Origin of the sequence: Micromonospora globispora, from assembly GCF_003857015.1 — a bacterium.
GTDB lineage: Bacteria > Actinomycetota > Actinomycetes > Mycobacteriales > Micromonosporaceae > Micromonospora > Micromonospora globispora.
On the sequence record NZ_QGGF01000352.1, the window covers coordinates 1 to 14596 of the forward strand.

General features: G+C 71.3%; 13 protein-coding genes. 3 read left to right on the plus strand and 10 right to left on the minus strand.

The annotated features are described in order from the left end of the window. Positions 1-210: 210 nt before the first annotated feature. The gene (locus DKL51_RS17265; protein WP_185734827.1) at positions 211-819 is read left to right on the plus strand and encodes a TetR/AcrR family transcriptional regulator; all 609 of its coding nucleotides are present in this window, start codon (positions 211-213) and stop codon (positions 817-819) included. A gap of 113 nt (positions 820-932) precedes the next feature. Here DKL51_RS17265 and DKL51_RS17270 read toward each other — a convergent pair whose 3' ends face one another. From DKL51_RS17270 to DKL51_RS17285, 4 genes are all read right to left on the minus strand, one after another. Next, entirely contained in the window at positions 933-2744 is a 1812-nt protein-coding gene (locus tag DKL51_RS17270) for a glycoside hydrolase family 13 protein (protein WP_109943185.1), read from the minus strand. A 143-nt stretch (positions 2745-2887) separates the two neighbouring features. Then, a complete protein-coding gene (locus tag DKL51_RS17275) occupies positions 2888-3787 on the minus strand; it encodes a sugar ABC transporter permease (RefSeq protein ID WP_207783738.1) in 900 nt (299 codons plus the stop codon). Continuing rightward, positions 3784-5424 (minus strand): ABC transporter permease subunit, encoded by a 1641-nt coding sequence (locus DKL51_RS17280; protein WP_109943184.1) that lies wholly within the window; start codon positions 5422-5424, stop codon positions 3784-3786. The genes DKL51_RS17275 and DKL51_RS17280 overlap by 4 nt, the downstream gene beginning before the upstream one ends. Continuing rightward, the gene (locus DKL51_RS17285; protein ID WP_109943183.1) at positions 5424-6674 is read right to left on the minus strand and encodes a sugar ABC transporter substrate-binding protein; all 1251 of its coding nucleotides are present in this window, start codon (positions 6672-6674) and stop codon (positions 5424-5426) included. The genes DKL51_RS17280 and DKL51_RS17285 overlap by 1 nt, the downstream gene beginning before the upstream one ends. A gap of 198 nt (positions 6675-6872) precedes the next feature. Between DKL51_RS17285 and DKL51_RS17290 the strand changes: the two genes are divergently transcribed. Then, positions 6873-7940, plus strand: coding sequence for a LacI family DNA-binding transcriptional regulator (locus tag DKL51_RS17290; protein ID WP_109943182.1), 1068 nt, complete (start codon positions 6873-6875; stop codon positions 7938-7940). 253 nt (positions 7941-8193) lie between these two features. Next, positions 8194-9831 carry a glycoside hydrolase family 13 protein gene (locus DKL51_RS17295; RefSeq protein WP_124812263.1) on the plus strand — a complete coding sequence of 546 codons (1638 nt, stop codon included), beginning with the start codon at positions 8194-8196 and terminating at the stop codon, positions 9829-9831. A 156-nt stretch (positions 9832-9987) separates the two neighbouring features. Here the strand turns inward: DKL51_RS17295 and DKL51_RS17300 are convergent, their stop codons facing one another. The 6 genes from DKL51_RS17300 to DKL51_RS17325 form a co-directional block, all read right to left on the minus strand. Continuing rightward, the gene (locus DKL51_RS17300; protein WP_109943180.1) at positions 9988-10431 is read right to left on the minus strand and encodes a hypothetical protein; all 444 of its coding nucleotides are present in this window, start codon (positions 10429-10431) and stop codon (positions 9988-9990) included. A gap of 103 nt (positions 10432-10534) precedes the next feature. Continuing rightward, positions 10535-10903, minus strand: coding sequence for a GntR family transcriptional regulator (locus DKL51_RS17305; RefSeq protein WP_109943179.1), 369 nt, complete (start codon positions 10901-10903; stop codon positions 10535-10537). 1 nt (position 10904) lies between these two features. Continuing rightward, complete coding sequence (locus tag DKL51_RS17310) at positions 10905-11840, minus strand: YihY/virulence factor BrkB family protein (RefSeq protein WP_109943178.1); 936 nt, start codon at positions 11838-11840, stop codon at positions 10905-10907. A gap of 57 nt (positions 11841-11897) precedes the next feature. Next, positions 11898-12443, minus strand: coding sequence for a 2'-5' RNA ligase family protein (locus DKL51_RS17315; protein ID WP_185734828.1), 546 nt, complete (start codon positions 12441-12443; stop codon positions 11898-11900). Positions 12444-12506: 63 nt separating this feature from the next. Next, a complete protein-coding gene (trpS, locus tag DKL51_RS17320) occupies positions 12507-13532 on the minus strand; it encodes a tryptophan--tRNA ligase (RefSeq protein WP_109943176.1) in 1026 nt (341 codons plus the stop codon). A 33-nt stretch (positions 13533-13565) separates the two neighbouring features. Next, the gene (locus DKL51_RS17325; RefSeq protein WP_109943175.1) at positions 13566-14570 is read right to left on the minus strand and encodes a hemolysin family protein; all 1005 of its coding nucleotides are present in this window, start codon (positions 14568-14570) and stop codon (positions 13566-13568) included. Between the last annotated feature and the right edge of the window lie 26 nt (positions 14571-14596).

Sequence of the window (14596 nt, forward strand, 5' to 3'; positions counted from 1 at the left end):
CCGCGGGCGCGGCGACGAGTGGTACGAGCAGCGCCTGCACCGCCACCGCCGCGGCGGCGAGCAGGACGGCGGTCAGCCATGGCGATCGGGTTCGGGACGGGTGGACGGCCATCTCCGGCTCCTAAAAACGAACGTTCATTCTCTTAGGCTCAGAGTGCGCTCCGTTCGCCGCCAGAGTCAAGAACGAACGTTCGCTTTAGAATGTGCGGCGTGCCACGCGTATCGGACGAACACCTCGCCGCCCGCCGTCAGCAGATCCTCGACGCGGCCCGGCGCTGCTTCCTGCGCGACGGCTTCCACAACACCTCGATGCAGGACGTCATCGCCGAGGCGGGGCTGTCGGTCGGCGCGGTCTACCGCTACTTCCCGAGCAAGAACGACCTGATCACCTCGATCGCCCAGGCGACAATCGGCGGCGCAGAGGAGATCTTCGCCGAGCTGGCCCGGCACGAACCGCCGCTGCCCCTGGTCGAGGCGCTGGGCCGCGCGCTGGACTTCGTCGACAGCCAGGCGGGCGAGGACGGCGTGCTGCCGCTGGCGATCCAGGTGTGGAGCGAGTCGCTGCGCGACCCCGCGCTGGCGGAGTTCGTCGCCGCGACGTACCGCCGGCTCCGTCGGCACTTCGCCTCGATCGTGCGCCAGGCCCAGCAGGCCGGCGAGGTGCCGGCCGACGCCGACCCCGAGGCGGTGGGGGCGGCCCTGTTCGGCCTGGTGCCCGGCTACTTCCTGCAGCGCATCCTCACCGGCACCCCGGACCGGGAGACCTACCTCGGCGGGGTACGCGCACTGCTGGCCAGTCACCACCCGGCGCCGCGCTGACCGCTCGCCGCACGATCGTGCTCGATCCTGGAAGTAGTGGCCTCCCCCGCACCACCGCACCGGGAGGCCACTACTTCCTGGTTGCAGCGCGATCGTGAGCGGCGAACCCAGCCTCAGACAAGGCGCCAGACCTGGAACGTCGGGCCGTCACCCGGCACGGTGACCGCGCCGTCGGCATCGGGGCGCAGGGCGGGCGCGCCGCCGTACACGTTCTCCCCCGCCGGGAGGCCGGCCAGCCGGACCGGGGTGCCCGCCGCGCGGCGGGCCAGCACCAGCACCGTGCCGGTGGGTGCCTCGCGGAGGAAGACCAGGCTGTCCGCATCCGCGTGCACCCAGCGCAGGCCGCCGTGCCGCAGCGCCGGCTCACCCCGGCGCAGGGCCAGCAGCGACCGGTACGCGGCGAAGATGCCCTGGTCCCAGCTCTCCGGCCGGTGCCACGGCATCGGGGTACGCGACCCTTCCCCGTTCGTGCCGGTCAGCCCCAGCTCGTCACCGGCGAAGATGACCGGGGTGCCCGGCATGGTGGCGAGCAGCCCGGCGGCGACCTCCTGCCGGGCGGCGTCGCCGACCACGGTCCGGATCCGGGCCGAGTCGTGCGAGCCGAGCAGCTGCCACGAGTGGACGTACGACCGCCAGGAGATCAGCGAGCGGTAGGTGTTCATGGTCGCCAGCACCCCGCCCGCGTCCCGCCGGGCCACCCCGCCGGGAGTGCCGAGGAAGTTCGGCACGGGGTCGTCGCCGTGCCGTAGCCAGGACCAGACCGGGTCGGTGAAGCCGACGTAGTTCATCGTGCCGTGCCAGCCGTCGCGGTCCAGGTCACCGGTGTGATCGTGGCCGTGCTCGGCGAGCAGCAGCCCGTCGGCCCGGGTGTCGGCGACCACCTCGCGCAGCAGCCGCGCCACCTCGTGGGTGTACGCGTCGGCACCCCGCCGGCCGGTCATGTTGGCCACGTCGACCCGCCAGCCGTCCAGCCCGTACGGCGGACGCAGCCAACGCCGCAGCAGCGAGTCGTCGGCGGTGGCGAAGCGCCGGCGCAGTTCCGGGCTGCCCCAGTTCAGCTTCGGCAGTGACTTGACCCCGTTCCAGGACTCATAGTCCCCGGTCACCCCGTCGAAGTAGTACAGCTCCCGCTCGGGCGCGTGCACGTCGGAGGCGGCGCTGGTGAACCACTCGTGCGCGTCGCCGGTGTGGTTGCTGGTGATGTCGCCGAGCAGCCGCCAGCCCCGGGCGCGCACCGCGTCGGCGAGCCGGACCAGGGCTGCGTCCCCGCCGAGCAGCGGGTCGACGGTGTCGAAGCTGGACGCGTCGTACCGGTGGTTGGAGCGGGCCGGGAAGATCGGGGTGAGGTAGACGGTGTTCACCCCCAGCCGGTCCAGGTGGTCCAGCCGCTCGGTGATGCCGTCCAGGTCGCCGCCGTAGAACTGGCGCGGGGTCTCCGGCCCGCGGCCGATGACCGGGGTGTCCCAGTCGCAGGGGATGGCCCAGTCCGGCGGGGTCCGGTCGTCCGCGGCGGAGGAGCGGGCGAACCGGTCCGGGAGGATCTGGTAGATCACCGCATCCCGCGCCCAGGCCGGCGGCGGGGCGTAGCTGACCAGCTTGAAGTCGCCGTTGTCCGGCACGTCGTGGTCGACCAGACCGGAGGCGTTCAGCCAGCGGTAGCCCTTCGGGCCGGAGAGCATGAACCGGTAGTTGCTGACCGGGTTGCGGACCTCGACGTCGGCCCGCCACCAGACATCGCCCCCCGCACGGCGGTCGACGGTGGCCTCGGCGAACCGTGGCTCGCCGTCACCGGTGGTGCGGACGTGCACCTGGCGCACGTCGACGCCGGCCGGAACCCGGACGAAGACCGGCACGGTCTGCCCGAGCGCGGGCGCCTGCTCGGGCACGTAGGTGGCGGATCCGTCGTGGTGCGGCTGCACGGACATGGGAGAACCTTTCGCGTCGTCGGACGGGGAGAAGGAGGGCCCCGCCCGCCGCGGCCGGTCTCCCGGCCGCGGCGGTCAGCCCTGTGACTGCTCCGGTGTACGTCGGACGCCGACGCCCTTGCCGCAGCGTGAGCCGAGGAGGCTCAGCCTTTTACTGCTCCGGCGGTGAGGCCGGAGACGATGTAGCGCTGGAGAAGTTGGAAGACCAGCACCGTGGGGATGGCGGTGAGCAGGGTGCCCGCCGCGAACATCCCGAAGTTGTTGTTGCGCTCACCGGCCACCAGGCCGAACATCCCGACCGCCAAGGTCTTCGACTCCGGCTGGGTGAGGAACACGTTGGCGATGATGAATTCGTTGATCGAGCCGATGAAGGCGAGCAGCCCGGTCACCGCCAGGATCGGCGCCACCAGGGGCAGGATGATCCGGAAGAAGACCTGGGCGTGCGAGGCACCGTCCATGGTCGCCGACTCGTCCAGCTCCTTCGGCAGGGTGTCGAAGAAGCCCTTCATCAGCCAGGTGTTCGCGCCGAGGGCAGTGCCCATGTAGAGCAGGAACAGACCCCACGGGCTGTTGAAGCCGATCGCCGGCCAGAGGTCGGTGACCGTGGTGAAGATCAGGAAGATCGCCACGATGCACAGGAACTGCGGGAACATCTGGATCAGCAGCAGCGTCAGCAGGCCGACCCGCCGGCCGGCGAAGCGCATCCGAGAGAACGCGTACGCCGCCAGCGCGGACAGGAAGATCGACGCGAAGCTGGCCACGCCGGCGAGCAACAGCGAGTTGAGGAACCAGTGGGCGAAGGCGGTCTTGTCGAACAGGTTGGTGAAGTTCTCGAACGATGCCCCGGTCGGCAGCAGCTCGGTCGAGGAGAGCGTGCCGAGCGGGTTGAGCGCCGCCGAGAGCACGAACAGGATCGGGAAGAGGCTGAACGCCACCGCCAGCACGCCGACCGCGTGCCGCCAGCCCACCTGGGCGAACCAGCGACCCTTCGGCTTCCCCTTCACGGTACGGGTGGCCACGGGGGCGTCCGCGTAGGTCGTCACGAGTACACCTCCTCCAGCTTGCGGGTGCGCCGGAAGCTGATCGTCGCCACGACAGCCACGATCGCGAAGATGAAGACCGATACCGTGGTGGCCAAGCCGTACTCGGCGCCCTGGGCGCCGAAGGCCAGCCGGTAGGTGTAGGTGATCAGCAGGTCGGTGGCGCCGTTGGTCGGGTTGTCCGCCGGGAACGGCCCGCCCTCGGTGGTCAACAGGATCGCGTTGACGTTGTTGAAGTTGTACGCGAACGACGAGATCAGCAGCGGCGAGAGCGCGACCAGCAGCAGCGGCAGGGTGACCGCTCGGAACGACTGCCATGGTGACGCGCCGTCGACCGAGGTGGCCTCGGTCAGCTCGCGCGGGATCGCCTGGAGCGCGCCGGTAGCCACCAGGAACATGTACGGGTAGCCGAGCCAGAGCTGCACCAGCAGCACCGCGGCGCGAGCGGTCCAGGCCTCGCCGAACCAGTCGACCCCGAGCCCGAAGAGGTTGTTGATCAGGCCGAAGTCGGTGTTGAACATGTCCCGCCAGACCAGCAGCATCGCGAACGACGGCATGGCGTACGGGAGGATCAGCAGCACCCGGTAGAGGTTGGTGCCGCGCATCCGGGGCGAGTGCAGGGCGAGCGCGACGGCCATTCCGAGCAGGAAGGTCAGCCCGGTCGAGCCGATCGCGAACGCGAAGTTCCACAGCAGCGTGCCGAAGAACGGGCGGGAGATGTTCGGGTCGGTGAGCACCCGGCTGAAGTTCTTGAACCCGACGTTGACCTTCCAGCCCTGGGCGAGCCGCTCGCCGTCGGCGGCCACGAAGGCGCCCGTCTTCTCGTCGGCCGTCCAGGTCTTGCCGGTCTCGTTGTCCTTGATGCAGTCGCAGCCCGCGTCGTACGCCCGGACCGCCCTGCCCTCGTAGGCGCGGGACAGGCCGTTGGACCGGATCGCGCCCCCGGAGGTCGGCACCACCAGGTCGGTGATCTCCTTGCTGCGCCCGCTGGCCTGACCGAAGTTGAGCACGGTGTAGCCGTCGGCGGCGGTGATCTTGCCGGTCGGGCTGACCGTCACCTGGCCGGCGTCGAGCTTGCGCAGCCCGCCCGCGTCACCCGCGAAGACCTCCTTGGTCTTCGCGTCGCTGAGCAAAAAGGCCAGGGAGCCGGTCTGCGGGTCGCCCTTGGTGGCGATGGAGAGGGAGTACTCGGTCGAGCCGGGAACCTGCTTCACCGAGGAGGTCTGGATGGCGACGATCGCGTCGTCCTTGCTGCCACGGTGGCCGTCACCGAAGTTCGTGAAGGCGGTGGTCGCGGTGTAGAGAATCGGGATGACCTGGAAGGCGAGCAGGAAGAGGGTGCCCGGGACCAGGTACTTCGCCGGGATGTGCCGGCGGGTGAGGTAGAGGTAGAACAGGCCGGCGGTGGTGGCCGCCAGGATGCCCAGTCCGACCCACATCTTGGCCTCGATGAGCGGGAAGGCCGCCCAGATCGCGATCCCGGCCACCAGGCCGAGCAGGATCACCTTGACGACGAGGCCGGTCGCGGTGATCGGCGCGTGGTTCCGCGCGTTACGGGATTTGCGCGGGAGCCCGGTGCGAACGGGCCCCCGGCCCGGGGCCTGCATGGCAGACCCCGGGCCGGACAGCGACGTGCTCATTACTTGATCTGACCCGCGATGGTCTTGCCAGCGGCGGTGATCGTCTTGGCCGGGTCGGCGCCACCGATGACGGCGGCCTCCGCCTTGCCGAACGGGTCCCAGATCGCGGCCATGGCCGGGATCGCCGGGAGCACCTGGCCGTTCTTACCGGCCTCGGAGAACTTGGCCAGGTCCGGGTCCTCGCCCTTGACCTGGTCGAAGGCGGCGGTCAGCGCCGGCGGGCGCGGCTCGGCCTTGTACAGGGCGACGGCCAGCTCGGGCTTGGTCACGTAGTTGGTGACGAACTCCTGGGCCAGGGCCTTGTTCTTGCCCTTGGCGGCGACGTAGAACGCCTGGACGCCCACGAACGGCTGGGCCTCCTTGCCACCGGCGAAGCCGGGGACCGGGGAGATGTCGTACTTGATGTTGGCCTTCTTGGCGTCGGCGATGGCCCACGGGCCGGAGACCAGGAAGGCGCACTTCTTGCCGGTGAAGGTGGCGATGGAGTTCTCGCCGGTGATGGAGCGCTTCAGCGCACCGTCGCCCTTCTCACCCAGCTTCGCGATCTTCTGGAAGGCCGCGATCGACTCCGGCTTGCCCACGCCCAGGTCCTTCGGGTCGTAGTCGCCGTTGGCGGTGGTGCCGAAGAGGTAGCCGCCACCCGAGGTGTACAGCGGGTAGATGTGGTACGCGTCGCCGTTCTGGCCGGACTGCAGGCAGAGGATCTCGCTGGCCTTCTTCTCGGCCTTGAGCTTCTTGCCGGCGGCGACCAGGTCCTCGATCGTCTTCGGCGCCTCGGGGGCCAGCTCGGTGTTGCGGATCAGCGCGACGTTCTCAGTGGCGTAGGGCACGCCGTAGAGCTGACCGTTGAAGGTCACCGCCTTGATCGCGGTCTCGTTGAAGGCGCTCTTCTGCTCGGCGGCGAGCTGGACCGGGTCGATGGCGCCGTTCTGGACCAGGTTGCCGATCCAGTCGTGCGCGCCGACCACGACGTCCGGGCCGCTGCCCTGCTGGGAGGCGGTGACGAAGTTGGTCTGCAGGTCCTTGGAGACGGCCTGCACCTCGACGGTGACGCCGTTCTCCTTGCCGAACTCCTCAGCGAACGGCTTGAGGGCCGCGGTCCGCTTGTCGTCGGCCCAGATGACCAGCTTGCCGCCGGTCGCCTTGGCGGACTCCTTGGCGGCCGGCTTGTCGCTGCCACTGTTACCGCAGCCGGAGGCGGCGAGCGCCAGGCCGAGGACAGCGACCACACCCGCGGTACGGATGCGCATCGGTACTCCTGTCGTCATGGCGGCCCGCCGGGGGAAGGGCGGCCCGCCAGTGGAAACCCCTGTAATTTCTTGCTGACCGGCGCTAGGGTGCTGCGCCGCTGCTCTCGCATGTTGCGGGGACGTTAGCAAGAGGTTGCAGGGAATGGAAGGGCTTGCAGGAGCGTACGCAAGAACTTGCCCGTGAGCTAAAGTGCCGCCATGCGCGCTCGACTGTCCGACATCGCCCAACAGGCCGAAGTCAGCGAGGCCACGGTGTCGCGGGTGCTCAACGACCGCCCCGGAGTGGCCCCGGAGACCCGGCAGGCCGTCCTGACCGCCCTCGATGTGCTCGGTTACGAGCGCCCCGCCCGGCTGCGCAAGCGCAGCGCCGGGCTCGTCGGCCTGGTCGTCCCCGAACTCGACAACCCGATCTTCCCGGCCTTCGCCCAGGTCATCGAGTCGACGCTGGCGCAGAGCGGGTTCACCCCCGTGCTCTGCACCCAGACCCCCGGCGGGGTCACCGAGGACGAGTACGTGGAGATGCTGCTCGACCGGCAGGTCTCCGGGATCGTCTTCGTCTCCGGCCTGCACGCCGACACCGCCGCCAACCACGACCGGTACCGGGCGCTGATCGGCCGGCCGCTGCCGATCGTGATGATCAACGGTTACGCGCCGGGCATCGCGGCGCCCTTCGTCTCCTGTGACGACCGGGAGGCCACCGAGCTGGCGATCGCGCACCTGGTCGCGCTCGGCCACCGGCGAATCGGCCTGATCACCGGCCCGGACCGCTTCGTGCCGGTGCAGCGCCGGGTGGCCGGCTTCCGGACCGCCATGACCCGCCTGGTCGGCGCGACCGAGGCGGAGGTCGACGAGCTGGCCGAGCTCTCCCTCTTCGGCGTCGAGGGCGGCGAGGCCGCCGCGGGCCGGCTGATCGAGCGCGGTGTCACCGGCCTGGTCTGCGGCTCGGACCTGATGGCGCTGGGCGCGATCCGGGCCGCCCGCCAGCGCGGCCTGTCGGTCCCCGCGGACGTCTCCGTGGTCGGGTACGACGACTCCCCGCTGATGGCCTTCACCGACCCGCCGCTGACCACCATGCGCCAGCCGGTCACGGCGATGGCGGTGGCCGCGGTGCGGGCCCTGGTCGACGAGATCAACGGACACGCCGCCCCGAACTCGGAGTACCTGTTCCGTCCGGAGCTGGTGGTGCGCGGCTCGACCGCGGTCGCCCCGCAGGCCGCCGGCGGTCAGAAGCGGCAGCCGCCCGCGCCGCTGGCCGTGCCGGCCTAGGGCCCACCGGTTCCATGTGCTCCCGCCGCCGCAGCGGGTCCCTTCCGGCTGCCCCGCATGCGGGCCCCTTCCGGATCCTGGGCCAGTGCGTCAGGTGAACGCCACCCCGCAAAGCGTGATGGCCGTCATTCCTTGCGCAAGAAATGCTTGACTCTTGCAGCGCTGGGGCGGCATTCTGCTCAGACACCCGCGCCCACCCGCATGCCCCGGCGCAGTGCCGCCGACCCGCGCCAGAGAACGGGGACCGTCACCGATGACCGCCGCCACCAACCCCACGCCGCTGACCTCCGACGACGACTGGTGGCGCTCCGCGGTCGTCTACCAGGTGTACGTCCGCAGCTTCGCCGACGCGAACTCCGACGGTGTCGGTGACCTGCAGGGCATCCGGGAACGCCTGCCGTACCTGCGCGACCTGGGCGTGGACGCCCTCTGGCTGACCCCCTTCTACACCTCGCCGCAGATCGACGGCGGCTACGACGTGGCCGACTACCGCGACGTCGACCCGATGTTCGGCACGCTCACCGACTTCGACGCGATGATCACCGACGCGCACGCCCTGGGCCTGCGGATCATCGTGGACCTGGTGCCCAACCACACCTCCAGCGCCCACCCGTGGTTCCAGGCCGCCCTCGCCGCCGCCCCCGGCTCGGCCGAGCGGGAGCGTTACCTCTTCGCCGACGGCAAGGGCGAGCAGGGCGAGCTGCCGCCGAACGACTGGGAGAGCATCTTCGGCGGCCCCGCCTGGACCCGGGTGGCAGACGGCCAGTGGTACCTGCACCTGTTCGACCCGGCCCAGCCGGACCTGAACTGGCGCCACCCCGAGGTGCGCGCGGAGTTCGAGGACGTCCTGCGCTTCTGGCTGGACCGGGGCGTGGACGGATTCCGGATCGACGTGGCGCACGGCATGATCAAGGCCGAGGGACTGCCGGACGTCGGCTTCAACTCGATGACCACCGGCCAGCGCCAGTCCGAACTGCTCGGCAAGGGCCGGCTCCCCTACTTCGACCAGGACGAGGTGCACGACATCTACCGCGCCTGGCGGCCCATCCTGGACAGCTACCCCGGTGGCCGGATGGCGGTGGCCGAGGCGTGGGCGGAGACCCCGCAGCGGCTGGCCCGCTACATCGGCCCGGACGAGCTGCACCAGGCGTTCAGCTTCGACTTCCTCGACGCCACCTGGTCGGCCGACTCATTTCGCAAGGTCATCGACACCGCGCTGGCCGAGTCGACCATCGTCGGCGCCCCGACCACCTGGGTGCTCTCCAACCACGACCGGCAGCGGCACGTGACCCGGTACGGCGACGGCGAGGTGGGCCTGCGCCGCGCCCGGGCAGCCGCCCTGCTGATGCTCGCCCTGCCCGGCTGCGCCTACGTCTACCAGGGCGAGGAGCTGGGCCTGCCCGAGGTGCTGGACCTCCCGGACGAGCTGCGCCAGGACCCGGCGTTCCTCCGGACCGGCGAGAGCCGGGACGGCTGCCGGGTGCCGATCCCGTGGAGCGGCGAGCTGGCCCCGTACGGCTTCAGCCCGGAGGGCAGCGAGCTGAGCTGGCTGCCGGCGCCGGCGACCTGGCAGGCCCTCTCGGTGGCCGCCCAGACCGGCGTGGCCGACTCCACGCTGGAGCTTTACCGTGCCGCCCTGCGGATCCGGCACGAGCACCCGGCGCTGGCCGGTACGACCGGCGGCATCACCTGGCTGGAGACCGAGCCCGGCGTGCTGGCGTTCCGCCGCTGCGCCGGCGACACCGAGCTGACCTGCGTGGTCAACATCAGCGGCGCCGAGGTCACGATCGACGGCTACGGCCGACCGGTCGTCGCCAGCGCCACCCTCACCGAGCAGGACGACGGACATGTTCTGCCGGTTGACGCAGCTGCGTGGTTCGAACGGCGCTGAGCCGGGTAACCCGCCATTGACCTGGTCGTCCGTTGTGCCCCGCGCCGACGGGCGGCTGGGCTACCGACCCCTTGTGGTGGGGGGTGAGGTGGCGCCGGCGCCTCGGGGAGTCCGCTTCCCGGGGCGCCGGTGTCCATCGGGGACCCGTCGGCCGGATCAGGCGCCCTTGCTGGCCAGCAGCTTGGCGATCCGGACGAAACCGTCGTGCAGCTCGGCCGGAGTGGGCGGCGTGGCCGGCTCGGGCGACGGCTCCTGCTCGGCCGCCCGCTCCAGCTCCTCGTCGATCGTGTCCTCGAAGTCGCCGTAGAGATCGGCCGCGTCGATCTGGGCCGCCTCATCCTCGGCGGCGATCTGCGCGGCGGCGATCTCGCTGCGGATCTCCTCCGCCGACAGCGCCGGCAGCAACGGCTCGACCACCGCCATCAGCTGCTCGTCGGCGACCACCGCCTCGGCCAGTGCGAGCGCGTGCGGCCGCTCGTACGGCCCGCAGACGACCGGTTCCCACTCGTCGGCGTCGCCGAGCGGCCCGAAGGTGATGATCCACGGCAGGCCGAGAATCGGCGAGTCGTCCGGCAGGTCCAGTGTCACGAGAGCGCCCACGCGCTCATCATGGTCGCTCCCGGCGCCGAGCTGGGCGGCAATCGCTCCAAACGCCATCTCTCCCGGTGTCGCGCTCATGACATCCCTCCCCCGATCGTCGGGCTCAGCTCGTACGCGTGGCGTCGAGGGCGGCCCGGACCAGGGCCAGCGCCCGCTCGGCCGGCACGCCGAGCCGCACCGCCTCGACGGCGTACTCGGTGGCGGCCCGGTGCAGCCGGTCCGTCGCGTCGTCGCGCCCCGGCGCGACCACGGTGCCGTGCCGCCCCCGGGTCTCCACCAGCCCGGCCCCCTCCAGCTCCCGGTACGCCCGGGCCACCGTGTTCACCGCCAGCCCGAGGTCGGTGGCGAGCTGCCGGACGGCGGGCAGCCGGGTGCCGACCGGCAGCCGTCCGTCGCCGATCATCCGAGCGAGCTGCCCGCGCACCTGCTCGTACGGCGGCACGGCCGAGGCCGGGTCGATCCGGATCCGCATGTCAGCCCGCCCCTCCCGGCGTACCGGGCTCGGTCTCCTCGTCGATCTCCACGTCCACCTCCGGCGCCGACGGCCCTGAGGCCAGGTCCACCACCCGCCCGTACCGGCTGGTGGCCGCCAGCGCGGCGCCGAAGAGCACCAACTGGTTGAGCAGGTAGAGGTAGAGCAGCAGCCCCACCGCGGTGGCCACCACCGTGTACGCCGGGTTCCGTTCGGTCCGCACCACGTAGTAGCGCCCGACCGTGTTCAGCAGGGTGATGCCGACGGCGATCATCAGGACGGCCGGTCGCAGCCGGCGGCGACTCATCCGTAGCCGGGGCACCGCCACCAGCAGCGCAGTTGCCAGCATCGCGTTGACCAGGACGCTGAGCAGCACGCTGACCGTGGTCAGCCCGACGAAGCCGGTGCTGCGCAGCAGGAAGCGCAGCAGGGACTCCAGCGCGTCGACGGCGGCCACCGAGACGCCGAGCAGCACGAAGACCGCGACCAGTACGCCCAGGTCGACCACGCGGCGGATCACCAGGTTGCCAGGCTGCTGGTTGAAGCCGTACATCAGCCGCTGCGACGAGCGGATCGCCTCTACCCAGCCGATCCCGGTGAAGACCAGAATGATCAGGCCGACCACGCCGACCCTGCCGCTGCTCTCCGCGATCTGCTGCGGGTTGAGGAAGGGCAGGTTCTTCTCGAGGAAGTCAGCCGCGGCCCGGCTGACCTCGTCGTTGTCCTGCAGGATCGAGCCGAGGATCCAGTACCCGACCAGGGCGAGCGCGAAGACCGCGAAGAAGCCGTAGTACGCGATCGCCGCGGCGAGCCGGCCGCCCAGCACGTCGCCGTAGAGCACGCCCGCCCGCCACAGGTGGTCGAAGCCGGGCAGGCGCTCCCGGGCCGCGTCGATCCGGCGGCCGAGACTGGCCTCGATCCGGCCGATCACGTTCACGAGGTCATCCTCGCCGATCCGTCGCCGACGCGAGGGCAGCCGGGCCGCGCGCTCAGCTCAGCCGCCGAGCCGGAAGTCCCGGCGCGGCTGCCACCGGGCCTGCCCGCTGTGCGAGAAGAGGGTGAACGACTCCACCTCAAACAGCGCGGAGAAGTCGGCCAGGTCCTCGTACGCCTTGTCCAGCGCCTCGGATGCGACGTCCTGCGCCACCGTAACGTGCGGGTGATACGGGAAGCGGGTCTCCCGGTGCAGCTCGGGCGCCGACCTGATCGCGGACGCCAGCAGCTCGCACTCGCTGATCCCGGCCGCGACCGCCACGAAGACCACCTGGGTGACCGGCCGGAACGTGCCGGTGCCCCGCAGGTGCAGGGTGAACGGCAGGTGGGCGGCGGCCACCGAGGCGAGGTGCGCCTCCACGGCCGGCAGCACGGCCACCGGGATCTCGGTCGGCCCGAGCAGCGTGACGTGGGCCGGGACCGCCTGCGGATCACCCGCCTCGATCCGGCGGCGGGTCAGCATCCCGCCCCACGGCTCGGGGATGTCCACCGCGATCCCGATCTGGATGGTGTCACCGGCGTCCGGCGCCCCGTCCCTGCGATCCACGCTCCGCGCCACCCCTCCGGCCACCGACTGCGTCCCCCACCCGTTCCCGTCGCGTCCGGGCCGCTACTCGAAGCGCACCGGCGGGAAGAACCCCACCCGCTCGTACGCCGTCCGCAGCGTCGCCGCGGCGACCGACCGGGCCTTCTCGGCGCCGTGCGCGAGCAGCTTGTCGAGCTGGGCCGGGTCGTCCAGGTAGGCGCGGGTGCGCTCCTGGATCGGGGTGACGAACTCCCGCACCACCTCGGCGAGGTCCTTCTTCAGGTCGCCGTAGCCCTTGCCCGCGTACGCGGCCACCAGGTCGTCGATGCTGCGGCCGGAAAGCGTCGAGTAGATGGTGAGCAGGTTGGAGATGCCGGGCTTGGTCTCCGCGTCGAAGACGATCTCGCGGCCGGTGTCGGTGACCGCCGAGCGGATCTTCTTGGCCGAGCGGGCCGGGTCCTCCAGCAGGTCGATGATGCCGGCCGGCGAGGAGGACGACTTCGACATCTTGGCCGTCGGGTCCTGCAGGTCGGTGATCTTCGCGGTGTCCTTGACGATGTGCGGCGCCGGCACGGTGAAGGTCGGCCCGAACAGCGAGTTGAACCGCTGAGCCAGGTCGCGGGAGAGCTCCAGGTGCTGTCGCTGGTCCTCGCCCACCGGGACGGCGTTGGCCTGGTAGAGCAGGATGTCGGCGGCCTGCAGGATCGGGTAGGTGAAGAGGCCGACGCTGGCCCGCTCGTTGCCCTGCTTCTGCGACTTGTCCTTGAACTGGGTCATCCGGCTGGCCTCGCCGAAGCCGGTGATGCAGCCGAGCACCCAGGCCAACTGCGCGTGCTCGGGCACCTGCGACTGGACGAAGAGGGTGCTGCGCTCCGGGTCGAGCCCGACGGCGAAGAGCTGCGCGGCGGCCACCCGGGACCGCTGCTTGAGCACCTTGGGGTCGTGGCCCGCGGTGATGGCGTGCAGGTCGACCACGCAGTAGAAGGCGTCGTGGGTCTCCTGCAGGGCCACCCAGTGCCGCACCGCGCCCAGGTAGTTGCCGAGGTGGAACGAGTCGGCCGTCGGCTGGATGCCGGAGAAGACGCGCGGGCGGGCGGGTACGTCGGACATGGCGGCAATTCTGTCAGCAACGCCCGGCGTACGTCATGACGGGCTGGCGGGTCGGCGCTCCGCCGCCGTCACCGGGGCCGTGACCTCGCGCCGCTGCTCGGGCAGACGTGCCGCGGAGACCGCGAGCCGGGACACCCGCCGCCCCTCCAGGGCGAGCACCCGCAGCAGCCAGCCGCCGCCCGGCTCCACCGGCTCGGGCGCGTCGGCCGGGGTCACCGGCACCTCGTCGCCGGCCACCGGCAGCCGTCCCAGCGCCGCCATCACGTAGCCGCCGACGGTCTCGTACGGGCCGGTGGGGATCGGCACCCCGGTCCGCTCGGCGAAGTCGGCGAGGTTGAGCCGGCCGTCCACCACGGCGGGCAGACCGGCGTGCACCGGCTCGGGGTTGCCGTCGTGGATCTCCCCGACCAGCTCCTCGATCAGGTCCTCGAGGGTGACGATGCCGGCGGTGCCACCGTACTCGTCGACCACCACCGCGAGGTGGTGCCCCTCCCGGCGCATCTCGGTCAGCGCGGCGAGCACCCGCTTGCTGCCGGGCAGCTGCTTGACCTCGCGGGTCAGCTCCCCGATGGTGGTGCACGGGTCGAGGTCGGGGCGGAGCAGCACGTCGCGCAGGTGCACGAAGCCGACCACGTCGTCGTGGGTGCCGTCGACCACCGGGTAGCGGGTGTGCGTCTCGATCCGGACCAGCGCCTCGGCCTCGCCGATGGTCTGTCGGGCGGAGAGGAAGACCACCTCGGTACGGGGCATCATCACCTCGCGGACCAGGCGCGCTCCGGCGACCAGCACCTCGTCGATGATCCGGCGCTCGTCCGGATCCAGCACGGTGTTGGCGGCGACCAGGTCGCGCAGCTCGGCCTCGCTGATCCGCTCCCGGCCGGCGGCCGGGCTGGCGCCGAGGAGATCGGTGACGAGCCGGGTGGCGCCGTCGGCGGCGCGGACCACGAGCCGGGCGACGGTGCGGGCGACCGGGCCAGGTTCGCGCCGCGGCCGCGCCGACGGTCGTCGACGGAGTCCGGGACCGCCTGCTTCCCGCATGTGATGGATGGTAGACAGCAGCGGCG